Consider the following 25937-nt stretch of genomic DNA (forward strand, 5'->3'; position numbering starts at 1 on the left):
CAATCCGGCTATCGGCACAGTCCATCTGAATCAGGGGCCATTTCTGAGGCCGCCCTATTTAAAATTTCTTCCAGAGGTGGGATCCCATGACACGTTTTGAGGAAGGGTCTATATGTGAGGGAACACCGGGAAACGAGTCGTGTACATTAAGAACCGGCAGGAAACGAACCTTCCAGCGAGTCGAAATTTTAACATTCATTGATCCGCTTTGCCCTGAATGCTGGGGTTTTGAACCTTTACTTAAAAAATTTATTTTTCAATACCATGACTATTTTACATTTCGCGTCTTGTTAACGACAAAGCATGACACGGTAAATCGCTGTCAATTCACTCGTGCAAAAAGAATTGCTGAGGAATGGGACAAATATGCCCGCCTGACCGGCATGTGCTGCGACAGTGATGTGTGGCTGGAAAATCCGCCTTCTCCTTATTCGATCGCTTATGCGATTAAGGCGGCCGAATTCCAAGGAGGTGCGGCCGGGCAAATTTTTCTTCGCCGCGTACGTGAGCAGATTTTTCTCAGAAGACAGGGCTTGAATAAATTTGAAGAGCTGCTGGGTGTCGCTCGCCTTGCCGGACTGAATGAACAGGAATTTTCCAATGACTATCATTCCTGTCGTCCGATTAAGGCTTTTCAGTGTGATCGCCGATTAGCAAATGAATTGGCAATCACCGAACTTCCGACCTTGGTTTTCTCAGCACCATGCAATGACTCTGAAGCCATTAAGGTAAACGGACATTACCCTTACTCCGTCTATGTACAGATTTTGACCGAACTCCTGGGCGAGCAGCCGATCCCGGCGCCAAATATCTCGCTCAAAGACTATTTTCAACAACAATGCTTTCTGACCACTCAGGAAGTCGTCGTAATCTATGACTTAACGGAAGAAGAGGCATTAAAGGAACTGCGCAAATTGCAGCTCCAGCAAATTATCGAACCGGTTTCTCTGAAAAGCGGTGAATACTGGTCCTATATCGGTCATTCGTAATGACCGTATCATTTGATCGTTTGAATGTTGCAAGAACCATAATTGCCTTGCTCCTAAAAAAGGAGCAGGGCTTTTTCATTGTCTTAAATCATTCCATAACTCTATTATAACGAACACATGTTTTTATTTCCAGTGTTAAAAGAACGTTTGTTCGTGTATAATAAATCCATATCCAATTAATTGAGGTGTCGCACATGGATCGAGTGATCTTCCTGATCGATATGCAAACGTTCTACGCTTCTGTTGAAAAGGCTGATTTCCCGGAATTCAGAAACAAGCCTCTGATCGTTGCAGGTGACCCGAGGCAGCGAAGCGGCATCGTCCTTGCCGCTTGCCCGATTGCCAAGCATTTCGGCGTACTGACGGCCGAGCCGCTTGGTCAAGCGTTAATTAAGTGTCCGCAGGCGGTTATCCGTCTGCCACGCATGCAGCATTACATTGATGTATCTACAGCCGTGACACGATTTCTTAGACAGTTTACCGATCTGGTTGAGCCTTATTCGATTGATGAACAGTTTATTGACGTCAGCGAAAGCTTGCCGCTCTTTGGTTCACCCTCAACCATTGCACGGAAGATTCAACGATGCATGCAGGAACGCTTTGGTGTCTATGCCCGCATTGGAATCGGACCCAATAAAGTAATGGCCAAGATGGCTTGTGATCATTATGGCAAAAAGAACAAAGCAGGAATTTTTGAGTTAAATGCTGAGAATATAAAAAAATACCTCTGGCCCCTGCCCATTGGTGAATTGTTTGGCGTTGGCCATCGAATGGAGCAGCACTTCATTGGAATGGGAATTCGCCAAATCGGTCATCTCGCCCGTTTTCCGCTCGCTTTACTGCGCAAGCGTTGGGGTGTGAACGGAGAGCTGTTATGGCGAACCTCACACGGCTTGGACAGTGCTCCCGTCTCCATGAGCACCTTTACAGAACAAAAAGCGATCGGGCACCACATGACCCTGCCCTTCGACTACCCGGAAATGCGCGATATTCGTGTGATCCTTCTTGAATTGAGTGAAGAGGTCGCTTATCGAGCCCGTGTGAAACACTATATGGGGCTTGTTGTCTCCGTTGGCATTTCCGGAACTTTTGAGCGCCATACCGGTTTTCATCGCCAGATCAAGCTGCCCTTCGCGACAAATTTTGGCATGGATATTTATCATGCGGTTAATCGGCTTTTTACAGAAAGCTGGGACTGCCTTCCGGTACGAGCCGCTGCAGTCACCCTTAGTGATCTTCAGCCGGTATCAAGCAGCTATCAGCTCGATCTCTTCGCTCATATTGAAGAAAAAACAAAATTAAGTGCTGCAATCGACACAATTTATCAAAAATATGGAAAGACGGCCATCTTTCATGGCACCTCACTTATGTCGTCCAGCCAGTTGCGCGCACGTGCGAATAAAATCGGGGGGCATTTCAAATGAATGATCATGGAGGATTTCTGCCCGCCTCGGAAATGACTGAAAAAGAAATGAAAATTGCCGCCGAATATATGCTGCTTCCGCTCATTAAAATGGCATTTGAACGTGATCGAACAGCTATTGTCCATGCGGACACTAAATTCAAACCGCTTTATTTGGAACTATTGGATGCCATAATTGCTCACGTAACACTGGATCTGCGAAGAAATAAGCAAGATATTTTCAACAATCACATCCGCATGACTAAGCGCGGCTGGTTCAATTATGAGGTCTATGTACGGGGCCGCCTATTTGAATTCGTCTATCAAAAAAGTGTAGCCATGGATTGGATTTACGAACGAGTGCGCAGCTATCTCAAGCTCTAGCATCTTTTCTTACCTTCTAGATGAATGTTTACTCCGAGACATTCATAGGCTTGTTTTTAGAGAAACTGCAGAGGATGAATGCCATGAAACTTTTTGTTTTCTGTCTTCTGACCGCCGTTACGTTTTTTTGTTTTTATCATTTCCTGCTTGGATTGCTGCATTTAGAGTCCCTGCTGCTTTCCGGGGCGATGCTCTTCACAATTATTTTCTTCATGATGTGCTTCGTGACACGGCATCGGCGCAGCAATGAATGAAAACGACAAGGACTGAGAATTTAATCCTCAGTCCTTGTCGTTTTTTAAACAGTATTTTTTTCAACTAAACAGCAGGTGTTCAGTTTCATCCAGAACTTTGGCAAAGACATCCATTGCCTGTTGTACCGGTTTAGGATCCGTCATATCAACGCCTGCTTTTTTAAGCACTTCAATCGGTGAATCAGAGCTTCCCGATTTCAGATAGTTTTTGTAGCGCTCAACAGCCGGCGCGCCTTCCTGCAGAATTTGCGAAGAAAGAGCTGAAGCGGCGCTGAATCCTGTTGCATATTGATAAACATAGTAATTGTAATAGAAATGCGGAATACGCGCCCATTCAAGACCAATTTTTTCATCTACGACAATATCCGTTCCAAAATAAGTCTTGTTCAGGTTGTAATACGTTTCCGTCAAAAGATCTGCAGTCAACGCCTCTCCGGCACGCGCCTTCTCATGAATGATGTGCTCAAATTCTGCAAACATCGTCTGCCTGAAGACCGTTCCTTTAAAGCCCTCCAATTGATTGTTCAACAGATACAGTTTTCTCTTCTTATCATCCGTATTTTTAAGCAGATAGTGGTTCAACAGCGCTTCATTGCATGTGGAAGCAACTTCTGCAACAAAGATTGAGTAGTCTGAATAAGGGTACGGCTGACATGTACGGGAATAATAGCTGTGCATCGAATGTCCAAGCTCGTGTGCCAATGTGAACATGCTGTCGACATTATCCTGCCAGTTCAACAAAATGTAAGGCATGGTGCCATAGCTGCCGCCAGAATAACCGCCGCTCCGCTTGTTCTGTGTTTCACGCACATCAATCCAACGCTTTTTAAAACCATCCAGAATAACATTCAAATAATCTTCGCCAAGCGGTGCCAGTGCTTTAATTACAATTTCCTTCGCTTCATCATAAGTAACTTTGATCTTCGCATTCGGGACGAGCGGTGCATAAAGATCATACATGTGAAGTTCATCAACATTGAGCGCCTTTTTACGCAGCGCCACATATCGGTGCATCAACGGCAGGTTGTCATGAATGGTTTTAATTAAATTGTCATAAACCGTTTCCGGAATATCATTACCAAACAAAGCCGCTTCGCGTGCCGACTTATAATGACGCGCATTTGCATAGAACGTATCGCGCTTGATTTGACCGCTCAATGTCGAAGCTAGAGTATTCTTGAATGCACCGTACGTTTTATAAATGCCTTCGAATGTATCTTTGCGCACTTGCCTATTTTCACTTTCCATGAGTGTGCCATAACGCCCGTGTGTAATTTCAACGTCTTCTCCGTCCTCACCCTTAATCGTTGGGAACTTCAAATCCGCATTGTTTAGCATGCCGAACGTTGTTGATGAAGCGTCGGTAACCTCTTCAGCCGCCGCAAGAAGTGCTTCTTTTTCACTATCCAGCACATGAGGACGCGTCCGAATGATTTCATCAAGTGCATGGCGGTAGAGTTGCAGATCCTTACTGCTGTCAATAAAACTGTTCAGCGTTTTCGGATCAATAGCTAAAATTTCAGGAACAGCAAAAGCTAATTTGCTTCCTGCTACCGCAGCAAGATTGCCGGCGCGGTCATTAAGCGCTTGAAAAGTCGCATTTGCCGTATTTTCATCTGATTTCATGTGTGCATAGACGTAGACCTTATATAAAAGTTCCGTCAGTTCATCCTGTTTCTTAAGCAACGCAAATAATGTTTCGGCAGAATCTCCTATTTTCCCTTTAAACTGTTCCGCTTCAGCGATCAAATCCTTAACCTTTTGAAACGCACGTTCCCACGCATCCGCATCAGGAAAAATCGCCTCGAGATCCCATGTTTCCTGAACCGGAATATCCTCTCGTTTTGGGAGCGCAGTTGTCTTTTCACCAGCCATTGCGGCACCTCCAATGTCATTGCTTTTCCAAAAAATGTATCAACCATATCGTACTTCTTTTTTATCATTTACGCAAAATTTAGCTTATTCTTTAATTGGATTTGAAAGAAGCGTCTCTTCTAATCGCTCCAGAACACGACGATCATCCTCCAGTAATCGAGAAATCACCAGATCTTTTGGGGGCAAATAGACAAGCCGATAACGATCATCCATTTTCTCAGCAATCCCCAACCGAATCAGCTGCTCCAAATAAATTCTGACAAGTTGATTTGCAGTTTTCAATGGACAAAGCGGAAGGTGCCGAAGTTCATACAGCGACCCCATCCCCCTCTGTACAGCTTTCTCAATAATTTGTCGGGGCATAACATAGCGTTTCGGTTCAATAACACCCATAAAAAGATATACCCACATTTGCCATAACAGAGGCGGATTCATAAGATGGATAAATGAATGATGCGGCAGACCTACAAAGGCGGGATAACAAGCGAAATAATGGTTTAATTGATAAGTTTGAGCACGCAGCATGTATTCTTCGCGCGTCATATGATAGGGGATTGCCTGCCGCTTTCTCTTTTTCATTTCCAGCCAATAACGCTTAAATTGGGCTGGTGAAAATTTCTGCGGCGGAGAAATTAACTGATAAGGTTTGCATACTGAGAGCGTAACGCTCTTTTCCTGGGAAATAAAATGTGTCTTCGAAAGTGGAGAAAGGCCATGAACGCAGCGGATAACCTTTGTAGACGGATCATAAAACCAAACATAGTAACGAGAAGAAAACGGATGTGTTTCGGGAGAGACCCTTGATTGGCGGATTGCCATGGAGGTAAAACCAGATAGACGAATCCTCTCCCATTGTCGATGATAGTGATTAATGCCGATGACCCATATCGGTGTGATATATGCATCGAGGTATCCCATTGAACGCGAGGCAAACACCTCTTCAGGGATCATGCTGCATTGATACTCAATTACAGCAGGTTCAATTCCCGGCAAATATAAATCCGGTCTCTGCCTGAGCTCGGGCAGGTAATGTTCCAATTGCGGCGATCGACCCGCATCGTCACACCAATGAAAAAGATCTTCTTTACCTGACAAATGTGCGGACGTTTCCGGTTCACTGTCGACAAAACACGCATGATGTGGCTGATGTGCAAAATGCCAACATCGTTTTGTGCCCGTTTTCAGATGCACCGGTGCTTGGCAAACAGGGCAATAAAACCCATGGATTTTCCCCATCTGCAGCAGCGTTTCACGAGGCCATACTCGGGCAATCAGTGAAATTCGTTCAGCATTTTTCGTTGATGCGATGAGCACAAAATCACCACCTGTTCCTTCTATTTTTATGATTTCGACAGTGTAGACTGTCATTCCTTCTCATGTGTAAGAAAATCCCCGCACAATCCTCATACGAACAGGCAGTTCAACAGCCTCTCTGGAAAAAACAAAAAGCTTGCCAATCGGCAAGCTTTTCAGATCATCTCTTGTAGGTGCTTAGTAGACTTATGAAAGTAAAGGAAAATGAGATTTTATTGTCTGTAAGGCATGGTCTGATATTAATTCCTTACCATATTCCATAAGAACATAATGCGTCATACTTGTGTCAAGACCAAATTCGAGCATTTTGCTTAAGGCATCATCTTGACAATCATCCGTTAATTCATCATCGAATGTGATGTTTAAATAATAATAACCTTTGTACGCATATAATACGGTATCCATATTCTCATGCGTCTCAAAAGCATGGCTCAGCGAAATCAAGTTCTCAAGATCATCGAATTCGATAATGAAAGAAATCGGCTGTGAATCTTCCTCAGTTTCATCGTCCTGTTCTTCGCCGTCCTTCATAGTATCATCTTCGGACATGTCCGATTGATCTGGGTCCTGGTCCTCGTGATCATTAATTGGAATATCCAAATGCTTATTTTCTGAGATCGGCAACTGGAGATTCGCACCGTCCTTCGAAATTTGAGCACGAGTTACAATAATCTCCATGCCCTTCTCAAGCGCTTGAACCTGAATCCAAAGCGGCCCTTCAAGTGAGAACGATTCTTGACTATGTGCCTCATCCATCATTTGCCAAAAGAGCTCTTCACTGCGATCACGATTATACCAAATTTCCTCACGGTCAAAGCCAAGGTCTTCAATATCCAAATAACTGATGTAGAATTTCAGTGTGTTTTCGTTAATTCGCTCGATTTTCAACGCTATCTCTCCCTTCTTCATCACTAGTTATGGGAGTGACCAACCGCCAATGGACAATATCTATCCTGTACCTCTATTGTATGATAAAACGTTCACTATTGAAATAAAAAGTAATCCTTATTCCAAACATTCCGCACTTGCCTTCTCAGCAAGCAAAATAAGTTTAATTGTTTCATTTTATTGATCGTGTAAATTATTTATGCAAAGAAAACAATAGAACGGCAAATGTCTGTCAAACAGATTAGCGGAATGATTCGGGACAAGTCCGCATAAGTTTGAACGGAGGCAGAGGAAAGGAGCTATCAACGCATGTCTTTTGATCTCAATACCCTGTTTTTCATTCTAAAAATAATTTTTATAGATATTATTTTGGGCGGAGACAACGCGGTCGTTATTGCACTTGCTTGCCGCCGACTCGCAGAAAAGCAGCGGAACGAAGCCATTTTTCTCGGTACCGGGCTTGCCGTCATTGTGCGGATCTGCCTGACGGCGATCGTTGTGTCTTTACTCAACATTCCGTTTCTGATGCTTGCAGGAGGCATTTTCTTAATTGTCATTGCCGTTCGCCTGATGACAAATAAAGAAGAAAAACATAATGTTCGTGCAGGCACGTCCATGTTTGCTGCTGTCCAAACCATTGTATTCGCAGACGTCGTCATGGGTTTTGACAACATGCTTGCCATAGCTGGTGCTTCAAAGGGCCATATCGGCTATATTGCAATCGGCCTTATCTTCTCTGTTCCCATCATTGTATGGGGGAGTAAGCTGATTCTCATCGCTTTAGAGCACTTCCCGATCTTGATCTATGCCGGTGGCGGAGTTCTTGGCTATACTGCATCGGAAATGATTATGAGCGAACCGAAAATGCAATGGCTGTTTGAAAATTCTCAGCATTTTGCCCATTTTTTCCCAGCCATCCTTATTAGCACATTAATTATTGTCGGTTGGCTGACCAATTTTTTTTCATCAGCTCGAGTCGCCGGTAAATTATAATATCTAAAGTACCTTTATTCAAATGAGAACGGCTACACGTTAACGAGCAGCCGTTCTCAACAGGCAACAAACGGATGCCCAAGGGCATCCGTTTGTTGCTCATTTCTTTAGTTAACCAAGCGCTGAGCTTCCTGAAGCTGGAATGTACGTACTTTTCTCGGAAGAAAACGACGAATTTCATCATCATTATAGCCAACCTGCAGCCGCTTGTCATCAAGCATAATCGGTCTCCGCAACAACCCTGGATTATCTTTAATCAATTCAAAAAGCTGCTGGATCGACATTGTTTCCAACTGAATATTCAATTCTTGAAATGCTTTTGACCGTGTCGAGATAATTTCATCCGTCCCATTCTCGGTCATGCGCAAAATATCTTTAATTTCTTCAATCGATAACGGTTCGGAGAAAATGTTTCGTTCTCTAAAAGGTATATCATGTTCCTTCAGCCAAGCTTTTGCCTTTCTGCACGATGTACAACTTGGTGATGTATATAATGTAACCATAATTCGCCCTCCTTTGGATAATAGAAACGTTCTATTCTCTAAGGCTTCTTTTATTATATAATAATTCTTATAAATTTTATACCCTTTTTTATGTGAAAATAATTTCATATTTCATCATTATATGCGCCTTCTTTCACCTTTTTTCGACAATAAGATTATTTTCATTATTCCCGCTCATTCTCATTACGAAACATTACAAACGAATTACAAGCTCATTAACGAACAACACTGAACTTTAGATAGCATAAAAAAAGGAAAAGAAGTATAGCCTTCTTTTCCAAGAAAATATATTTTCACTTAAAAATCCTATTACTGATTTTGCTGTTTCTGCAACTTGCCAAGTTCACTGTGTTTGAAACCGAAAAGTAAATAGATCACAAGGCCAATGCCAAACCAAATTAAGAAACGAATCCATGTCTCTCCTGATAAATTGACCATCAGAAACCCGCATGAAAGAACGGCAAGGAATGGAATCACATAAACAAACGGCACCTTAAAGTTCCGTTTGATGTCTGGTCGTTTCACACGCAGTATGACCACACCGATCGAAACAACGATAAAAGCGAAGAGTGTACCAATATTTACAAGCTGCGCCAATTCATCGAGCGGAACAAGTGCTGAAAAAATCGTTGCCATAATCCAAGTCAGGAGAATACTGAATACAGGCGTCTTGGATTTTTTTGATAACTTTGCAATTGATTTTGGCAGCAGACCATCTCGACTAATTGCAAAAAACAGCCGAGTCTGTCCATACATCATCACAAAAAGTACCGTAGTAATACCAAGAATAGCCCCCAGAGAAACAAATCCTGCTACCCAGTCCTGATGAACAAAGCGAAGAGCAAATGCAACAGGATCGCCTACATTTAATTTGGTGTAAGGAACCATTCCTGTCAACACGATCGAGACAGCAATGTACAGAACCATACAAACGGCAAGTGACGACAGAATACCGATCGGCATATCACGCTGCGGATTCCGTACTTCCTCAGAAGCCGAAGACACTGCGTCGAAGCCGATGTAGGCCAGAAAAGCTGTTGCTGCACCTTGTACAACGCCGCCAAAACCGTAAGGCATAAATGGCGTCCAATTAGATGGCTGCACATAGAATGCACCGACAACGACGAAAAGCACAACGACACCTATTTTTATAAGTACCATGATATCGTTAATTCGGCTTGATTCCTTAACCCCGCTGAGCAGGATTGCCGATAACAGAAGCACAATCACCGTTGCCATCACGTCAACGTAAGTTCCTTTACCAGGATCAAACGCGGCACTTATTACGGTAGGCAAGTGAAATCCGAATCCCTTCAGCAATTCTTGAAAGTAAGCAGACCATCCACTAGCCACAACTGAGCAGGCAAGGCCGTACTCAAGGATTAAGTCCCATCCAAGAATCCATGCGAACAATTCACCGAAAACTGTATAGCTGTACGTATATGCACTGCCTGAAGCCGGAATCATCGAAGCGAATTCCGCATAGCACAAAGCTGCGAATGCACATGCGATTCCTGATAAAACAAAAGATAAAATAATAGCTGGCCCTGCATTGTTCGCAGCAACAATACCTGTCATAACAAAGATTCCGGTACCGATCACCGCTCCAACACCAAGCATGGTCAAATCAAAAGCTCCCATTGCTTTCTGCAGCCCGCTCTTGCCGCTCGCCTGATGAATCGTATAATCCATCGGCTTTCTTCTGAATAACGTGCTAAGCAAACGCCTCATCCTTAAAATCTCCTTCTGTATATCCTTAATAACACAACTTAATGAATTCTATTTATTCTTTTTTCAGAATTTTAACAATCTGACTTTTTCTCTTTATTTTTCCACTAAGTTGTAAAAATCATTCTACATGTTACCTGGTCTTATGTAAAGGTACTAATTACAAATTATTTGACTTTTTTAGAAACACTGAAGTTATTTAAACATTTTCCATGCAAAAAGGACTCCCCAAAATGCAAGAAGTCCTCACTCATTGTTCAATATATCTATGTGGATAGTTCCACTACATTACGCCGGCAATTTTAAGTTTGATGACGGTGCATCTTGTGACTTAGGTTGCAACTGTCCTAATGTCTCCTTCAACCATTTTCTGATTGAATTTTTGCGCCTCCGCCTTACTTCCTTCGGTTTCACCGATAATCGCCTCCTTAAACCATTTATACAAAGTTTTATTCCCGTGACTCACGCAGAAGTGTACCTGTCTCTTTTTATTCTCAACCCGGTATGCCTGCTTGTCAAGGTAATTTTTCGACTTGTCTCCGTTTGCACCTGTCCAGAAAATGTATCTTGCACAACTTGAGATTCACATATGCATGTGATAAGCTTGGACATCAGTATTAACAGAACAGCGCATCGCAACCACATTTGTAATGAAGATGGCCAACTGAATCCTCTTTCTCTTATACTATACGTGAGAAAAACAAAAAGTATTCAAAAATATACCCTACCCTAAAGGAGTTGATGTCATGGCGCGATTAATCACAGTCATTCTTACCCTTTTGCTCGTTTTGACCATTCTTTTGTATCATTTTTATCATGTATTGACTATGCCAATCATCACTATTTTACTGCTCATCACTGTCATCAGCTATTTTGTGCAGCTCTATAGTATCTACAAAAAAAAATAACCCTGCGCCGATATAAATAGGCGCAAGGGTTATTTTTTTAAGCTTTTTCAGTTTTCATTTCCTCGTCATGAAGATGGCAAGCCACCCAGTGATCTTTTTCTACCTCATGCCATTTTGGTCTTACTTTCGCGCACACATCCATTGCAAATGGGCAACGCGTCCTGAAACGGCAACCGCTGGGCGGATCAATTGGACTTGGCACGTCACCTTCCAATATAATCCGTTCACGTGAACGTTCAATATTAGGATCAGCAACCGGAATTGCCGACAGAAGCGATTGAGTGTATGGGTGAAGAGGATGTTCGTACACTTCATCGCTGCTCGCAAGCTCGGCCATATTTCCGAGATACATCACACCGACTCGATCACTTATATGCTTTACCATTGATAGATCATGTGCGATAAACAAGAAGGTTAAGCCTTGTTTTTCCTGCAATTCCTGCAACAGATTGACAACCTGAGCCTGAATGGACACATCAAGCGCTGAAATCGGTTCATCGGCAATAATAAAATCCGGATCAACAGCAAGTGCTCTTGCAATTCCAATACGCTGCCTTTGACCACCGCTGAATTCATGCGGATAACGATTAGCATGTTCACGATTCAAGCCGACTGTTTCCAGCATTTCATAAACACGTTCCATGCGTTCTTTTGGTGATTTGGCTAAATGGTGAATATCAATTCCTTCTGCAATGATGTCTTTAACCATCATTCTCGGGTTAAGCGATGCATACGGATCCTGAAAGATCATTTGCATGCGTCTTCTTAACTCCTTTCTTGTTTTTGCAGAGAGTTTGCCGCTTATATCATGGTTGTCAAACACCACTTTGCCGTCAGTAGGCTCGTAAAGACGAATAATCGTTCTTCCGGTCGTGGACTTGCCGCAACCTGATTCGCCAACCAGCCCAAGGGTCTCACCTTTGTAGACATCAAAACTAATCTCATCAACCGCTTTTAAGATATCTTGACGCGAAATAGTGAAATATTTCTTCAAATTTTTAACTTGAAGCAATTTCTCTCTTTGTTCAGTCATTATTTGATCCTCCTACACCAATTGTTGCAGGCGGTTCCACCTTTGGTGCCCGCTCATCAAGCAGCCAACAAGCTGTCCTTTGCGTGCTCGACATTTCTGTGTACTCAGGCATATGATCCGTGCATACTTTCATCGCATAAGGACATCTTGGAGCAAATGGGCAACCCTTTGGCGGATTACTCAGATCTGGAGGAGTCCCTGGAATCGCCAATAATTTATCGGTTTTGGCATGCAATTTTGGCATAGAAGACAACAGTCCCCATGTATACGGATGCTTTGGATTATAAAATATTTCATCCAAGGTACCAGTCTCTACAATCTTTCCTCCATACATTACAGCAACACGTTGTGCCAAATTGGCCACTACACCTAAATCATGGGTAATTAAAATAATTGCTGTTCCTGTTTTCTTCTGCAAATCACGCATAAGATCAAGAATCTGTGCTTGAATCGTCACATCAAGTGCCGTTGTTGGTTCGTCTGCGATAAGAATTTTCGGATTGCAAGCTAATGCAATGGCAATAACAACACGCTGTCTCATCCCGCCTGAAAATTGGTGTGGATATTCATCCACACGTTTTTCCGGATTTGGTATACCTACCAATTGCAGCAGTTCAATTGCACGTTTTTTTGCATCATGCTTCGTCATTCCTTGATGCTTAATCAAACCTTCCATAATTTGTTTGCCGATCTTCATCGTTGGATTCAAGGCGGTCATCGGATCCTGAAAAATCATTGAAATTTCCTTACCACGGATTTTCTGCAGCTGCTTCTTGGAATATTTAACAAGATCATTGCCTTCAAACAGAATATCCCCGGTCGCAATTTCACCTGGAGGACTCGGAATCAGTCCCATAATTGCTTTCGATGTCACCGATTTTCCGGAACCGGATTCGCCAACAATCGCCAGGGTCTCCCCTTTATTTAAATTCAAACTGATACCGCGGACAGCTTGTACTGTTCCACCAAATATATGAAATTTCACACTCAAATTATTGATTTCCAATAAATGACTCATAATGAATACCTCCTGCCTTTATCGACGCAGCTTCGGATCAAATGCGTCACGAAGCCCGTCTCCCATAATATTGAAACAAATCAACAGGAGCGAAATGATGATACCAGGATATAGGGTCTGATAAGGATGAATCTGAAGCATTTGATATCCATCATTAATTAACGAACCAAGCGATGACTGCGGCGAACGAATCCCTAATCCGATAAAGCTCAGGAATGCCTCAAAAAAGATTGCACTCGGAACTGAGAACATTGTATTAATGATGATCATTCCAATTGAATTTGGAATTAAATGCTTAAATATGATTCGTCCATCACTTGCACCTAGTGTTCGTGAAGCAAGGACAAATTCCTGATTTTTCAGTTTCAGCATTTCGCCGCGAACAATACGCGCCATTGATAGCCAGCTTGTCGCCAAAATTGCCACAGTGATTGCAAACAGACCTGGCTGCATAATCAAAATAAGCAAAATGATCCATACAAGGCTTGGAATACCGGCAATAATTTCCAAAATACGTTGCAGAACATTATCAACCATGCCCCCAAAGTATCCGGAAACTCCACCGTAGACTACGCCAATGAGCACGTCGGCAAGTGTTGCAATCAATGCAATGATTAGAGAAATTTGAGTACCATTCCATGTTCTTGTCCACAAATCACGTCCAAGCTGATCCGTACCAAACCAATAGTTCGTGGTAATATGTTTTTCTTTGTAAATATCTACGCCGCCTTCTTGACCGCTAAACGCAGGAATCCACGTCAATGCACCGATTTTGGGTGGCAAGTTTGCACGTGAAACGTCCTGATCATCAGTACCATATCCAAAGAAATGAGGACCAATAATAGCCAATATAACAATCAAAGCAATAATGATCATTGAAGCCATCGCACCTTTATTCGTAACAAAACGGCGAACTGCGTCCTTCCAGGCACTGATACTTTCACCGGAAATTTTTTCACTTTCCGAGTTGTCCGCTTCAACGGGTCCAAAAAGGTCCTTTGTTACTGACGCTTCAGTTGTTGTCATGATGACTTCCCTCCAGAAACACGAATTCTTGGGTCAATCACACCATATAGAATATCAACAATTAAAATAGTCACAATAAATAATGCGGCATACAGTTCAGTCGTCCCCATAATCATCGGATAATCATTGGTGACAATGGCATCAATAAATTGTGATCCAATGCCAGGGATCGCAAAAATATTCTCAATAACGAGTGATCCTGTTACCACAGCCGCTGTCATCGGCCCAATCACTGTGACGATTGGAATCATTGCATTACGAATGGCATGTTTATAAATAACCGCTACTGTGCTTAAACCCTTTGCCTGTGCCGTTACAATATAGTCCTGATTCAGCACTTCAACCATTTCTGTACGCATAAACCGAGCAATTGATGCCATGACACCTACACCAATAGAGATGACCGGTAATACATGAGTCATCGGTGAATCCCAACCGATAACCGGAAAAAGCTGAATCTTAACGGAAAAGAAATACTGAAGAATTGCCGCAAAAATAAATGACGGTATCGAAATAAAAAGAACGGTCAGTGTAACGGTTCCCCAATCAAGAAATTTACCACGATAGATACCAGAAATAATACCAAGAACGATGCCTAATACTGTGCCAAAAATCATCGATTCGATACCAAGCTCCATCGATATCGGGAAGCGTTGAAGAAGAAATTCAGTCACCGGCTGCATACCATATTGAAAGGATCCACCCAAGTCACCGTGAAGCATATTCCACAAATAGTGAAGGTATTGAACGGGAATCGGCTGATCCAGGCCATAGTAATGTTTAAGCTGATTTAATTGTTCCGGTGTTAGACGGTTGGCAAACTTAAAAGGTGTACCAGGCAGCATTTTCATAGACAGAAAGGTCAGTGTAATAACTACATAAAAGGTAACGAGCATATAGCCAACCCGTTTTAAAATATATCGACCCACCGAATAGAACCTCCTTAAATTAGTATCTATATTATAGTTCCTAACATTCAACAATCAGTGATTTTGGTGTGTTAAATAATTAAAGAAATTATAAATTAATGGAAAGGAGAGCATATGCCAGGACCGACATATACTCTCCTTCAAAATGCCTCACATATCTTTCAAACTTTTTTTAATTAGTGTTTTAAGATATAAGCTCGTGCAAAGTCAACTTGTGGACCATAAGATGGGAATGAAAGACCTTTAACATAAGATTTTTCTGCCCATGTATGACCAGATTGATAAAGCGGAACAATTGGATATTCAGACATCATCAGTTTTTCAGCTGAAACAAGATTTTCCCAACGTTTTTGAGCATCAGCTGTATTCGTTTGAGCATCATTGATCAGGCTGTCAAACTTCTTATTCGACCAACCAATTGTATTCATAGGGTTGCCAGTTGTCCACATATCAAGATAAGTCATCGGATCTTGATAATCTGGGAACCAACCGCTGAAAGCAATATCATATTTAAATTCATTATTCAATTTCAGATAGTTAGCCCATGGTTGAGCATTAATTGTAACGTCAACACCAGGAAGATTCTTCTTGATTTGGTTCGCAACATACTGGTTGAGTTGCTGTGTTGAACTGCCGTCTTGGCTCAAGAAGTTCAATTTCAGTGTCTTAATGCCAAGTTCTTTCTTTGCTTTATTCCAGTAGGTTTTTGCTTCGGAAGTTGATCCTGCAGGGAAACCATCTGGATCAGCTGAACGGAAATCTTTGCCATCCGGACCTGCAACGAAATTCTTCGGTACAACAAAGTTAGATGCAACTGAACCATTATTCAGAATTGATTTAACCAAGCCATCACGATCAATAGCCGCGTTCAACGCCTTACGAAGGTTCAGGTTCTTCAAATTCTTATTTGTCTTTTCGTTGATATACAGGTAGTAAGTACCGGCATCAACACCAGATTTGATTTCTTTTGGATATGTTTTCTTGAATTGATCAACGAATTCAGCAGAGAGTCCTACTTCATCAATTGCACCAGTCTTGTACAAGTTAATTGCAGTTGCTTGTTCTTTTACAACTTTAAAATTAACACTGCTGAGTTTCGTAGCTTTTGCATTCCAGTAATCTTTATTTTTCTTGTAGGTCCAGCCTGTACCTTTTTGCCAATCGGAAAGTGTAAATGGTCCGTTGTATAGAAGGGTGTCAGCTGAAGTCGCATAGTTTTTCCCCTGCTTCTTAACGAAGTCTTCACGTTGAGGCAAGAATTGAGGTTGTGACAAGATGCTGTAGAAGAACGGTGGAGCTGCTTGTTCCAAAGTTACTTGAACTGTCTTGTCATCGAGAGCTTTGATACCTAGTTGTTTGTACTTGCCATATAATGGGTCTTTAGGATCTTCAATTTTTGCTGCATTCTTAATTCCTACAGATGCGAACAAGAAGTTGTAAGCAGGTTTAGCTGCCGGATCGTTCTGACGCTGCCAGCCATAAACGAAATCTTGTGCAGTTACAGGTTTGCCATCGGACCATTTCTGATCACGAAGGGTAAATGTATAAACCTTCTTGTCAGAGCTTACTTTAGGCGCACCCTTTGCAAGATCCCATTCAAACTTGTTATCATGCATTCTTGTCAAACCGGATTCTGTCATTTCAATTGCGTTTGATGACGTAGTATCCGTTGCAAGGTTAGGATCGAGTGTAGGAATGTCTGCTGTAATCGCAAACTTCAATTCCTGTTTTGCTGCTAGCTTCGACGCACCGCTTTTGCCATTGTCACTGCTGCTTGAACTTCCGCAAGCGGAAAGCACAAGGCTCAATGCCATGATAAAAGAGAGCACAAGTGACCATTTTGCCTTCTTCATAAAAGTAATAACCTCCCCTAAATTTGCTATCTTTGTTTAGGTTTAATCCTCCATATTACAACGAATAAAGAGAACCGCTTAAACCTACAAATGCTATTATACAAGTTCTTTTTTTTTTTTGCATTCTTTTTTTTAAAAATTCGGCCGCTTAATGATGCAGAAAATGTAGAATATATTGATGCTACAACATTTTTCCGCTTATTTTTTTTTGCCGTTATGTTATAATTTCTAACAATGATTACAAAACAGGCGACTTATTTTGCTAAATAATAGAGGTGCTTCAATGAATATTTTTAAGTCAAAACGTTTTTTCCTTATTTTACTAATCTTGGTTATTGAATTCGTTTTAACACTATTTTCACAATTAATTTTTTCTTCTCTCTCATACTTGGCTTTTATTAATCACTTGTCCGTTATCAGTTTGCTATTTTTCAACTTTGGTCTCATTGTTTTTATTGTCCAAGGCGGTTTTTTTGACGGTGTCGTTTATAGTTTCAAACGTTTTGTACGTGCAACACGCAAAAAGACGTTTCAGGAAGAGGACACTGAAGCTCCAATGGCGGAATATAGACATCGGGACGGAAAGAGATCATTCATTATTTGGCCGCTTCTCCTCGACAGTCTTTTTTTGTTTCTTCTTTCCATTTTTCTTTCTTGGTCCTTATGATTAAATAGATTTGATTTTAATTAGCGTTTTATATATAATTATGTCAATATTGAACAGACTTATAGTAAAGCAATGAAGAAGAAGAGTACCTGCAGAAAGTCTTTAGAGAGCTTGGGTATGATGGAAACCAAGTGTCGGACTGCTTGGGAATGGACTTCTGAGCTTCAATCCGAACCTCGGGATTCAATCCGTCAGTAGGCATAGACGTTTCCGTACGTTACAACGGTAATGATTCTCGAACAGAATCAGATGAAAGATGTTTCTGCACAGCAGAAAAATTAGGGTGGTACCGCGGTCTATTCGTCCCTTGTGGATGGATAGGCCTTTTTATATTGTCTAAAAGAAAAATAATAAAATCAGGAAGGTGACTTATTTTGGCAAAAATATTTTCCGGCGTTCAGCCGACGTCCATTCCGACCCTTGGGAATTATCTTGGTGCCATGCGCAATTTCGTTACACTGCAAGAAGGCAATGAATGTATCTATTGTATTGTCGATGAACATGCCATTACGGTACCTCAAGATCCGAGGGAGATCCAAACAAACATCCATAATCTAGCGGCGCTTTATTTGGCCATGGGAATTGATCCAAAACAATCCATTCTTTTTATCCAATCGGAAGTTCCTTGCCACGCGCAGCTTGGCTGGATCATGCAATGTACTAGCTACATGGGCGAACTGGAACGTATGACTCAATTCAAAGACAAATCTCAAGGAAAAAAAGCAATTCCAGCAGGTCTTCTCACCTATCCGCCTCTGATGGCAGCAGATATTCTGCTCTATCAGACAGATCTTGTTCCTGTTGGTGCTGATCAGAAACAGCACATGGAATTGACACGTGATCTTGCTGAACGGTTCAACAACAAATACGGCGAAACGTTTACGATTCCGGAACCTTACATTCCTCCGGTTGGTGCGCGAATCATGTCACTCGCTGAACCAAAAAAGAAAATGAGCAAATCGGATGCGAACCGCAAGGCAACCATTTTTACACTAGACAGTGAAAAGGATATCATCAAAAAAATCAAATCGGCGACTACAGATGATGAAGCATCCATCCACTACGACCGGGATGCTAAACCGGGAGTCTCCAACCTGCTGGATATTTTCTCTCTCTGCTCAGGCCGATCCGTTGACGATCTGGTCGCTTCCTATCAAGGAAAGGGCTATGGGGAATTTAAAACCGATGTTGCCGAAGCGGTCGTTAAAGTATTGAATCCGATTCAGGAACGATTCAATCATCTGATCGAGTCTTCCGAACTCGATGAAATCCTCGATGAGGGTGCAGAAAAAGCCTACGCTATTGCAAGTAAAACTTTAAGCAAAGCCGAGAAGGCCCTCGGAATCGGACGACGAAACAAGCATTAAGACAAGGAACAAAAAACAGCTCTCGAGCGATTACATGTGCTCGGCGGCTGTTTTTTTATTCATAAAAGTTTAGTTTCAGGTTTAATCATTTTTTAATATAGTAGAATCCAAAACGTCCTGAAGATATTTGGCATGAGTACTGGCTTGTGATGCACTATCCAGCTCAGTAAAAATTTGGATGGCTTGTAAAGCTATTTTTTCTCCGCGCTGGCGATTTCCTAACTTAATCGCGTAAATTCCTTTTAAAAACATAAGCTTAATTTTCATGTATGAATCTTTTTCTTTATCCAATGATTCGTCCAATAGAATTAGAAATGTGTTCGCTTCAGGCAGCCTATTGTTTTCTAATAGTGCCACAATGGTGTTTAATAATATTTTTTGTTTCTTGACGTCCCCTCTTCCTAGCGGATTATAATCCATACTTTTCTCATAAGCCATGCGCGACAGTGCAACCATTTGATCGACCGGAAAACTGAACATCGAATTTGTATAAATCACAAGTTCATAGTATCCCCAGACATCCACATTAGAAAAGTATTCACTCAGAATTTTTACCATCTTCGGATCCGGCTTTTTCTTGGAAATTCGCCGTATATACAGCTCGGCCACGATAGAAAAATGCAGATAATAATTTTTTCCTTCTATTAAATACTTTCTATTTGTACGATCACGAAGGACTTGAAGCATATGCAGATTATCTTCCATTACGTAGCCCTTCAAGTCATCAAAGAATTTCTGAAAATGAGTAACTTCATAGTCGTTATTTACATAGAGAAACTCGTCCATTGACACATTCAATTTGTTAAGCAAATTAAGAAGATGTGTAAATGATATGTCACAGTCGCCACGTTCAAAGCGAGAGAGAAAGGCAACCGATACTTCTCCTTGTGCAAGTTCCGACAGCGTCATTTTTTTTGATTTTCGGATGTATCTTAATGTAACTCCAGGATGATTCATAAGCACACCTTTTTTTAATATAGTAAAATTTAAGCAGTTCATAAAGTATGTTTCGCAGAAGGACAATGCTTTGCGTCCCTCATCACAAGTTGAACTTACTTATAGTTTATCAAAAATAACACGACAATAAGCAAAGCGAGCATTTAATTAATAAAAAGTTTAATTAGATATTCTGATTTGATATAAAGCAAAAAAAGACCAAGCAGCAACATTCTGCCTGGTCTGTCTTATTATTCAGCTTTCTCTCATTGAACTTTCGTGCCCTGTTCTAACTCCCACAGCTTTTCGAAATAGGATTGACCCTTGATCATCCGTTCGCAAAGATCACTATGCTTGTCCGACCAACCCTTTTTCATTCCTAAAATCAATCCTTGCCATGCCTCATCAAAGGTCATTCGGCGGCTTTCACTATATTTAGTCGGATACCACTCTGTATACCAATAGCGCATTTCTTCGACATTCCCAGATGAATAGAGCTGATCAAGCGCCATAAACAGCAGCTGCTTCAGCTGTCTTTCTTTTCTTGTTAAGCCCATCATACACTCAGGATTAAGTGAGAGCATATGATATTCTTTTTTGCGAAAACATCCGGCAGGAAGCGGATAGTGGTCGATATCCATTTTTGCTCCCTTCTGCAGGATCAGACTCTCTTGTCTTGGGATCATTCGACTCTTTCGCACAGGAATCGAATAGCCCAAGGTATCGGCGACAATACAGCGTTCTCCATCGGTTGCGATAAAGCAATATTCAATAATCTCTCGTTGATTGTTTTTACAGATCACGCTTCGATTCCGAACATCTTTCAACAATTCTTGGGGAAGATCCTGCAAGTCGTTTTCAATGTAGTCAAGGAGTGGTTTTTCTACTTTAATCAGAGGAATCTGGTCGAGAAGCTCTATAAAATCATGTTTACGCCATTCGAAAAATTCGCATACATTATAGCTGTTCTCTTCACCCTCAAACCAATTTACCCAGATATCACTGACAATTTCCATGAGGCTCCATCTCCTCTGTTTGATTTGACAACATTATGGACATTATTGGAAGATTTTATTCGGATCGAGCAGATTTTTTGTGCCTCATATCTTCTCATGTTCATTTTATGCATTAATCTATGAATCTATGTATTTACGTACCTCGGCGCTCGTAAAAAAAAAATACTATATAAGAAAAAAACGGGCAAAAAGAGTCCGGTCCTTAATCTCCAGTCATGTGTCATTGGTTTGTGTCTTTACGGTGCTGAATCATTACTTCGGTTGCTCGCTGGCACGGCTGATCCCGCAGGCGTCTCGCACCTCTGCTTTGATTCTCGGCTAAGACACTGGTTTATTCTTTTAAATACGGGGCAAAATCTGTCGAGTAGGGCAGTGATTCACATCCTCTGTCCCCCTCACAGAACCGTGCGTGCGCTATTTACGCACACGGCTCTTCTTGTTCATGGTTCACAGAATATAGCTAAGTTCTGGGCGAAGTTGATAGATATTGACCTTGATTCGTGGTTGAGGCAATGGGCATCGTTTTAGAAATTGATTGAACTTTTCCCATGTATAAGATCGTTTTTGGCTTCTTCTGTTTAACCATTTATACAACAGCCGAATCACCTGTAATCGAAACGCATTCACACTTGGAATGTTGTCGGTGACACAATAGTAGTTGTAATAGCCGATCAGCGAGCGCTTGATCCGATCCATGATGGAGTCTATCTCTTTCGTTCGATGAGCTTTAAGCCACTGCCCGTGGGCTTTGAGCTTGGCGCAGACTTTCTTTCGACTGCTTTTTCGTTTTACTCGAAAGTGTCCACTTTTACTCCACCCACAGTAGTGGGTGAACCCCAGGAAGTCAAAGGTCTTTGGCTTCCTGTTTTCAATTCGTCTGGCATTTTCCCAAGCAAAACGTCCAAAAGGAATGATCCTCGCTTTTTCCTCTGCTAGCGTCAAATTAAATTTACCGATTCGCTGCTTGAGTTCACTATAGAATTGCTCCGCTTCCTGTTTGTACTGAAAGCAACAGACAAAGTCATCAGCGTAGCGCACCAAGTAGGCCTGTCCCTGACACTGCTTCTTCACCACTTTCATAAACCATAGATCAATCACATAGTGAAGATAGATGTTGGCTAGAATCGGCGAGATCAGTCCACCTTGCGGCGTCCCTTGTTCGCTTGCGTACCACGTCCCCTTCTCCATGTATCCAGCCTTCAGAAAACGCGCAATGAGTCTGAGTAGACTTGGATCATTAATGCGATGATTTAAGAAACGCATCATCCATTGGTGATCAACATGATCAAAGAAACCTTTGATGTCTACATCAACGATGTAGTTTGTATACCGTTTTTCGATGGAGACATTGAGCACTTTGAGCGCATCATGACAACTTCTATTTGGACGAAAGCCAAAGGAACAGTCAAGAAAATCCTGTTCATAGATGGCATTAAGGATTTTCGCAAGTCCTCGCTGTACAATTTTATCTTCATAAGCCGGAATGCCCAACGGTCTTTTCTTCGTTGAACCCGGCTTATCAATGTACACGCGACGCACCGGAAGCGGCCGATAGCTTTTCTGCTTCAGTCGCATGACTAGGTGGGAGAGGTTATCCGCCACGTTTTCTTGATAGGCAACTTTTGTTACTTGGTCAATGCCTGTTGCTTTGTTGCCTTGTAACTCCCGATGACACTGTCTCAATTCCTCTTCATCCATTAAGTGCGCCAGTGACGTGAACGCCATCCCCGGATTCGCCTTCGCTAATTCTGCTATTCTTACCTGTTTTGTGTTCATCTTTACTGCACCTCCGTGTGTGCCGATGTGTCCCCGATAAGATTCATGAACAAGAGAAACACCTTTCCTCGACTGGCATTACCCAGCGTCATTAGTACTATGTGTTTCCTCCGACTTCCCAGTAGACATTTAGCGTCCTCACATTTGATTGCTTGGTTCACTATACTTTCATTCGAAAGATCCGCTGGGATCTCCCGAGTTGCCGTCCCTTATCAATGCTCAGCGTGCCATGGTCTCAGACCCCGGGGAACCCCCAATCCTCTTACCCTATCGATGATTGGAGTGTTGCCTTCTGGAAGTATAACGCCATCGGCGTTCCCGTTTTCATAAGTTTTCGAGGCTCATTCCCTTCAACCACATGGCTTACGGCCCACTGACTCGCTGTCTACGCTTAAAAACTAACGTTGCCCTTAGTTCTCCAAGACTCGCTACGGATGAGTGGCTAACTCTTTTCCGACGGGATTCTCACCCGCTATAAGGCACGACCTTGCTCGGTCGCTCTATACTTTCTTATCTTGTAAGAAAAAACGGGGAAAAAGAGTCCGGTCCTTAACTTCTGCAGAACGCGATCGCTTTCGCGTTGCATACAAGATGTATGCGTACATACTTACCTCTTTATTTGTGCAAAAAAACGCCTGCGAATGAATCGCAGACGCTTTAAAAAAGTAAATTTTAAACTTCGTATCTTTTAAACGCAAGTGTCGCATTATGACCGCCAAAACCAAATGAATTGCTAAGTACCACATTAACTTCTTTTTTCAGTGCTTCATTCGGCACATAATTCAGATCACATGCCTCATCCGGCGTCTCATAGTTGATGGTCGGCGGAACAATTCCTTCTTCAATTGCTTTAATACAAAGAATTGCTTCAACACCGCCTGATGCGCCAAGCAAGTGACCAGTCATTGATTTCGTTGAACTGATTGCCAAATCATAGGCACCGTCTCCAAACACTGCCTTAACAGCTTTCGTTTCTGTGGAATCATTGGCTTCTGTACTCGTTCCATGTGCATTTACATAATCAACTTGATTCGATTTCACACCAGCATCATCGAGTGCCATTTGCATCGAACGGATTGCACCTTTTGCTTCAGGATCCGGACGTGTCACGTGAAAAGCATCGCTCGTGGCACCGTATCCTGCGATTTCGGCATAAATATGTGCGCCGCGCTTTTGAGCCGATTCCAAAGATTCAAGAAGCAGCACACCTGCTCCTTCGCCCATGACGAACCCGTCACGATTTTTATCAAACGGACGGCAAGCCGTCTTCGGATCTGGATTCGTAGAAAGTGCCCGCGCCGACGTAAACCCGGCAAAGGACATATTTGTAAGTGGTGCTTCACTTCCGCCGCAAAGAATTGCGTCGTTGTCTCCACGCTGTATAGCCTTATACGCGCTTCCGATTGAATCTGTTCCAGTAGCGCAAGCCGTTACCGTGCACGAGTTAATTCCTTTCGTTCCAAGTAAAATAGAAACTTGTCCGGACGCCATATCCGGAATCATCATCGGAACAAAAAACGGACTTACACGTCTGAAGCCTCTTTCCAAAGCGACGCGCAGTTCTTTTTCGTAAGTTTCCATTCCACCAATACCAGATCCAATCCAGACACCGGTACGTTCAGCATTCGTTTCATCTATTGTATAATTAGCATCTTCGACTGCCATTTTTGCTGCCGCTACGGCAAATTGCGCAAAACGGTCCATGCGAAGCGCTTCCTTGCGATCAACATATTTTTCAGGATCAAAATCTTTCACTTCACCGGCAACCTTGGCGCGAAAATCGTCAGGGTTTACACGTGTGACAATACCAATGCCCGATTTGCCGGCAATTGCATTTGCCCATGTTGTCGCAACATCGTTGCCAAGTGGCGTCACAGCTCCTAATCCGGTCACAACGACTCTTCTTTTCATTCAATTCTCTCCTTTTGATAGGATTGGAACCTTTTTATCATTAGGTAATCAATAAATGATAGCTATACGATATAATTATAAATTATTTGCCCCATTTAAGCGTGAGCGCGCCCCAGGTGAGCCCTCCACCGAAGCCTACCATCACAAGCACATCTCCGTCTTTAACTTTCCCCTCTTCAACAGCGTCGACTAACGCCAGAGGAATCGAAGAGGCAGATGTATTTCCGTACTTCTGAATCGTCTTAATCATTTTTTCTTCAGGTATTTCCAGTCTCTCACGCGAAGCTTCCATAATTCTTATATTCGCCTGATGAGGAATAAGATAATCAATATCTTCTTTTTTCAGACCAGCTTTCTCTACGACATGAACAGCCGATTCACCCATTTGACGAACTGCAAATTTAAAAACTTCCCGTCCGTTCATTTTAATGTATTTGCCGTCCTGATACAAATAAGAGCCGCCGCTTCCGTCGGCGCCTAATTCAAAGGACAGAATTCCATGACCTTCCGAAACATTGCCAAGAACTGCCGCCGCAGCTGCATCGCCAAAGAGAACAGCGGTACCGCGATCATCCCAATTTGTAATCTTTGACAGTTTTTCAACACCGACAACCAGAACATGGTGAAAAGTGTCGTTGTCAATAAACTGTTTTGCTGTAACCATTCCATAAATAAACCCGGAGCATGCGGCACTAATATCCATTGCAGGTATCCGCCTTGCTCCCAGTCGATCTTGAAGCATGCATGCAACAGAAGGAAAAGGATGATCAGGCGTAACCGTTGCAACGAGAATCAAATCAATGTCAGAAGCTGTCAAACCTGCGTTTTTGATCGCCTGCTCGGCAGCGGCAAATGCCATGTCCGAAGTGTCTGTTTCATCATTGGCGATTCTCCGCTCTTCAATTCCGGTTCTTGTCCGAATCCATTCATCTGAAGTATCCATGACTTTCTCTAAATCAGTGTTCGTAACCACACGTTCGGGAATAAACTTGCCCATTCCCAGTATTCCTGCGGACATCCGCAAATCCCCTCTCAGATCTTAACAGTATATATAATGACTTGGTAACAATATAATACACTAAAAATCATTTGTCCAACAAGCTTCCCGATAAAAGGACACCTGTCTCCGGTTAAATCATCACCTAAAGGCGAATGAATCACACATTC

Annotated in this window: 23 protein-coding genes and 1 other annotated feature; of the genes, 8 read left to right on the forward strand and 15 right to left on the reverse strand. The window is 42.3% G+C overall.

Annotated features, from left to right (window positions below):
• Window positions 1–86 precede the first annotated feature (86 nt).
• The 4 genes from AC1MBV_RS03085 (at window position 87) to AC1MBV_RS03100 (ending at window position 3029) form a co-directional block, all read left to right on the forward strand.
• The gene (locus AC1MBV_RS03085) at window positions 87–989 is read left to right on the forward strand and encodes a DsbA family protein (protein WP_255749751.1); all 903 of its coding nucleotides are present in this window, start codon (window positions 87–89) and stop codon (window positions 987–989) included.
• 194 nt (window positions 990–1183) lie between these two features.
• Entirely contained in the window at window positions 1184–2413 is a 1230-nt protein-coding gene (locus AC1MBV_RS03090; RefSeq protein WP_255749752.1) for a DNA polymerase IV, read from the forward strand.
• Window positions 2410–2775, forward strand: a complete 366-nt coding sequence (locus tag AC1MBV_RS03095; protein ID WP_480947501.1) for a YhjD family protein — start codon at window positions 2410–2412, stop codon at window positions 2773–2775. Before AC1MBV_RS03090 ends, AC1MBV_RS03095 begins: the two co-directional genes overlap by 4 nt.
• Window positions 2776–2858: 83 nt before the next feature.
• Window positions 2859–3029, forward strand: coding sequence for a hypothetical protein (locus tag AC1MBV_RS03100; RefSeq protein ID WP_255749754.1), 171 nt, complete (start codon window positions 2859–2861; stop codon window positions 3027–3029).
• Window positions 3030–3089: 60 nt separating this feature from the next.
• On the opposite strand, the gene pepF is transcribed toward AC1MBV_RS03100, so the two are convergent.
• From pepF to mecA, 3 genes are all read right to left on the reverse strand, one after another.
• Complete coding sequence (gene pepF / locus AC1MBV_RS03105; protein ID WP_255749755.1) at window positions 3090–4904, reverse strand: oligoendopeptidase F; 1815 nt, start codon at window positions 4902–4904, stop codon at window positions 3090–3092.
• Window positions 4905–4988: 84 nt separating this feature from the next.
• Window positions 4989–6272 (reverse strand): competence protein CoiA, encoded by a 1284-nt coding sequence (locus tag AC1MBV_RS03110; protein ID WP_255749756.1) that lies wholly within the window; start codon window positions 6270–6272, stop codon window positions 4989–4991.
• A 132-nt stretch (window positions 6273–6404) separates the two neighbouring features.
• Window positions 6405–7106 (reverse strand): adaptor protein MecA, encoded by a 702-nt coding sequence (gene mecA, locus AC1MBV_RS03115; protein WP_255749757.1) that lies wholly within the window; start codon window positions 7104–7106, stop codon window positions 6405–6407.
• A 309-nt stretch (window positions 7107–7415) separates the two neighbouring features.
• Here mecA and AC1MBV_RS03120 point away from each other — a divergent pair, with 309 nt between their 5' ends.
• Window positions 7416–8099 (forward strand): TerC family protein, encoded by a 684-nt coding sequence (locus tag AC1MBV_RS03120; RefSeq protein ID WP_255749758.1) that lies wholly within the window; start codon window positions 7416–7418, stop codon window positions 8097–8099.
• Between the two features lie 107 nt (window positions 8100–8206).
• On the opposite strand, the gene spxA is transcribed toward AC1MBV_RS03120, so the two are convergent.
• Window positions 8207–8602 carry a transcriptional regulator SpxA gene (gene spxA / locus AC1MBV_RS03125; RefSeq protein ID WP_255749736.1) on the reverse strand — a complete coding sequence of 132 codons (396 nt, stop codon included), beginning with the start codon at window positions 8600–8602 and terminating at the stop codon, window positions 8207–8209.
• A 309-nt stretch (window positions 8603–8911) separates the two neighbouring features.
• Entirely contained in the window at window positions 8912–10333 is a 1422-nt protein-coding gene (gene bcaP, locus AC1MBV_RS03130) for a branched-chain amino acid transporter BcaP (RefSeq protein ID WP_255749737.1), read from the reverse strand.
• Window positions 10334–11076: 743 nt separating this feature from the next.
• Between bcaP and AC1MBV_RS03135 the strand changes: the two genes are divergently transcribed.
• Entirely contained in the window at window positions 11077–11238 is a 162-nt protein-coding gene (locus tag AC1MBV_RS03135) for a hypothetical protein (protein WP_255749738.1), read from the forward strand.
• Window positions 11239–11275: 37 nt separating this feature from the next.
• Here the strand turns inward: AC1MBV_RS03135 and AC1MBV_RS03140 are convergent, their stop codons facing one another.
• The 5 genes from AC1MBV_RS03140 to AC1MBV_RS03160 all read right to left on the reverse strand — a co-directional run bounded on the left by AC1MBV_RS03140 (window position 11276) and on the right by AC1MBV_RS03160 (window position 17058).
• Complete coding sequence (locus AC1MBV_RS03140) at window positions 11276–12271, reverse strand: ABC transporter ATP-binding protein (RefSeq protein WP_255749739.1); 996 nt, start codon at window positions 12269–12271, stop codon at window positions 11276–11278.
• Entirely contained in the window at window positions 12264–13289 is a 1026-nt protein-coding gene (locus AC1MBV_RS03145; protein WP_255749740.1) for an ABC transporter ATP-binding protein, read from the reverse strand. The genes AC1MBV_RS03140 and AC1MBV_RS03145 overlap by 8 nt, the downstream gene beginning before the upstream one ends.
• A gap of 18 nt (window positions 13290–13307) precedes the next feature.
• Complete coding sequence (gene opp3C, locus AC1MBV_RS03150) at window positions 13308–14315, reverse strand: oligopeptide ABC transporter permease (protein ID WP_255749741.1); 1008 nt, start codon at window positions 14313–14315, stop codon at window positions 13308–13310.
• Window positions 14312–15244, reverse strand: coding sequence for an ABC transporter permease (locus AC1MBV_RS03155; protein WP_255749742.1), 933 nt, complete (start codon window positions 15242–15244; stop codon window positions 14312–14314). Before AC1MBV_RS03155 ends, opp3C begins: the two co-directional genes overlap by 4 nt.
• A 176-nt stretch (window positions 15245–15420) precedes the next feature.
• A complete protein-coding gene (locus tag AC1MBV_RS03160; protein ID WP_480947503.1) occupies window positions 15421–17058 on the reverse strand; it encodes a peptide ABC transporter substrate-binding protein in 1638 nt (545 codons plus the stop codon).
• Between the two features lie 322 nt (window positions 17059–17380).
• On the opposite strand from AC1MBV_RS03160, the gene AC1MBV_RS03165 reads away from it, so the two are divergent.
• Both AC1MBV_RS03165 and trpS read left to right on the forward strand, forming a co-directional pair.
• Window positions 17381–17764, forward strand: coding sequence for a DUF3899 domain-containing protein (locus AC1MBV_RS03165; RefSeq protein ID WP_255749744.1), 384 nt, complete (start codon window positions 17381–17383; stop codon window positions 17762–17764).
• A 63-nt stretch (window positions 17765–17827) separates the two neighbouring features.
• Window positions 17828–18075 (forward strand) — a binding site (T-box leader).
• Between the two features lie 63 nt (window positions 18076–18138).
• Window positions 18139–19131: a tryptophan--tRNA ligase gene (gene trpS / locus AC1MBV_RS03170; protein WP_255749745.1), complete on the forward strand. Its 993-nt coding sequence runs from the start codon at window positions 18139–18141 to the stop codon at window positions 19129–19131.
• A gap of 81 nt (window positions 19132–19212) precedes the next feature.
• Here trpS and AC1MBV_RS03175 read toward each other — a convergent pair whose 3' ends face one another.
• From AC1MBV_RS03175 to AC1MBV_RS03195, 5 genes are all read right to left on the reverse strand, one after another.
• Complete coding sequence (locus tag AC1MBV_RS03175; protein ID WP_255749746.1) at window positions 19213–20088, reverse strand: helix-turn-helix domain-containing protein; 876 nt, start codon at window positions 20086–20088, stop codon at window positions 19213–19215.
• Window positions 20089–20333: 245 nt separating this feature from the next.
• Window positions 20334–21083, reverse strand: coding sequence for a DUF3603 family protein (locus tag AC1MBV_RS03180; protein WP_255749747.1), 750 nt, complete (start codon window positions 21081–21083; stop codon window positions 20334–20336).
• A gap of 447 nt (window positions 21084–21530) precedes the next feature.
• A complete protein-coding gene (gene ltrA / locus AC1MBV_RS03185; protein ID WP_255749773.1) occupies window positions 21531–22859 on the reverse strand; it encodes a group II intron reverse transcriptase/maturase in 1329 nt (442 codons plus the stop codon).
• A 672-nt stretch (window positions 22860–23531) separates the two neighbouring features.
• Complete coding sequence (gene fabF, locus AC1MBV_RS03190) at window positions 23532–24770, reverse strand: beta-ketoacyl-ACP synthase II (RefSeq protein ID WP_255747074.1); 1239 nt, start codon at window positions 24768–24770, stop codon at window positions 23532–23534.
• Window positions 24771–24852: 82 nt separating this feature from the next.
• Window positions 24853–25788: a beta-ketoacyl-ACP synthase III gene (locus tag AC1MBV_RS03195; RefSeq protein WP_255747072.1), complete on the reverse strand. Its 936-nt coding sequence runs from the start codon at window positions 25786–25788 to the stop codon at window positions 24853–24855.
• Between the last annotated feature and the right edge of the window lie 149 nt (window positions 25789–25937).

The sequence above is a fragment of the Sporolactobacillus sp. PKPK-6 genome, from assembly GCF_056678885.1.

Excerpts from the sequence above, each read along its gene's own strand:
- AC1MBV_RS03145 (WP_255749740.1), bottom strand. The coding sequence starts at position 13,289 with ATGAGTCATTTATTGGAAATCAATAATTTGAGTGTGAAATTTCATATA.
- AC1MBV_RS03160 (WP_480947503.1), bottom strand. The coding sequence starts at position 17,058 with ATGGCATTGAGCCTTGTGCTTTCCGCTTGCGGAAGTTCAAGCAGCAGT.
- opp3C (WP_255749741.1), bottom strand. The coding sequence starts at position 14,315 with ATGACAACAACTGAAGCGTCAGTAACAAAGGACCTTTTTGGACCCGTT.
- AC1MBV_RS03140 (WP_255749739.1), bottom strand. The coding sequence starts at position 12,271 with ATGACTGAACAAAGAGAGAAATTGCTTCAAGTTAAAAATTTGAAGAAA.
- AC1MBV_RS03095 (WP_480947501.1), top strand. The coding sequence starts at position 2,410 with ATGAATGATCATGGAGGATTTCTGCCCGCCTCGGAAATGACTGAAAAA.
- pepF (WP_255749755.1), bottom strand. The coding sequence starts at position 4,904 with ATGGCTGGTGAAAAGACAACTGCGCTCCCAAAACGAGAGGATATTCCG.
- AC1MBV_RS03175 (WP_255749746.1), bottom strand. The coding sequence starts at position 20,088 with ATGAATCATCCTGGAGTTACATTAAGATACATCCGAAAATCAAAAAAA.
- ltrA (WP_255749773.1), bottom strand. The coding sequence starts at position 22,859 with ATGAACACAAAACAGGTAAGAATAGCAGAATTAGCGAAGGCGAATCCG.
- spxA (WP_255749736.1), bottom strand. The coding sequence starts at position 8,602 with ATGGTTACATTATATACATCACCAAGTTGTACATCGTGCAGAAAGGCA.
- AC1MBV_RS03195 (WP_255747072.1), bottom strand. The coding sequence starts at position 25,788 with ATGTCCGCAGGAATACTGGGAATGGGCAAGTTTATTCCCGAACGTGTG.
- AC1MBV_RS03135 (WP_255749738.1), top strand. The coding sequence starts at position 11,077 with ATGGCGCGATTAATCACAGTCATTCTTACCCTTTTGCTCGTTTTGACC.
- bcaP (WP_255749737.1), bottom strand. The coding sequence starts at position 10,333 with ATGAGGCGTTTGCTTAGCACGTTATTCAGAAGAAAGCCGATGGATTAT.
- AC1MBV_RS03085 (WP_255749751.1), top strand. The coding sequence starts at position 87 with ATGACACGTTTTGAGGAAGGGTCTATATGTGAGGGAACACCGGGAAAC.
- fabF (WP_255747074.1), bottom strand. The coding sequence starts at position 24,770 with ATGAAAAGAAGAGTCGTTGTGACCGGATTAGGAGCTGTGACGCCACTT.
- AC1MBV_RS03110 (WP_255749756.1), bottom strand. The coding sequence starts at position 6,272 with ATGACAGTCTACACTGTCGAAATCATAAAAATAGAAGGAACAGGTGGT.
- AC1MBV_RS03165 (WP_255749744.1), top strand. The coding sequence starts at position 17,381 with ATGAATATTTTTAAGTCAAAACGTTTTTTCCTTATTTTACTAATCTTG.
- AC1MBV_RS03180 (WP_255749747.1), bottom strand. The coding sequence starts at position 21,083 with ATGGAAATTGTCAGTGATATCTGGGTAAATTGGTTTGAGGGTGAAGAG.
- AC1MBV_RS03090 (WP_255749752.1), top strand. The coding sequence starts at position 1,184 with ATGGATCGAGTGATCTTCCTGATCGATATGCAAACGTTCTACGCTTCT.
- AC1MBV_RS03100 (WP_255749754.1), top strand. The coding sequence starts at position 2,859 with ATGAAACTTTTTGTTTTCTGTCTTCTGACCGCCGTTACGTTTTTTTGT.
- AC1MBV_RS03120 (WP_255749758.1), top strand. The coding sequence starts at position 7,416 with ATGTCTTTTGATCTCAATACCCTGTTTTTCATTCTAAAAATAATTTTT.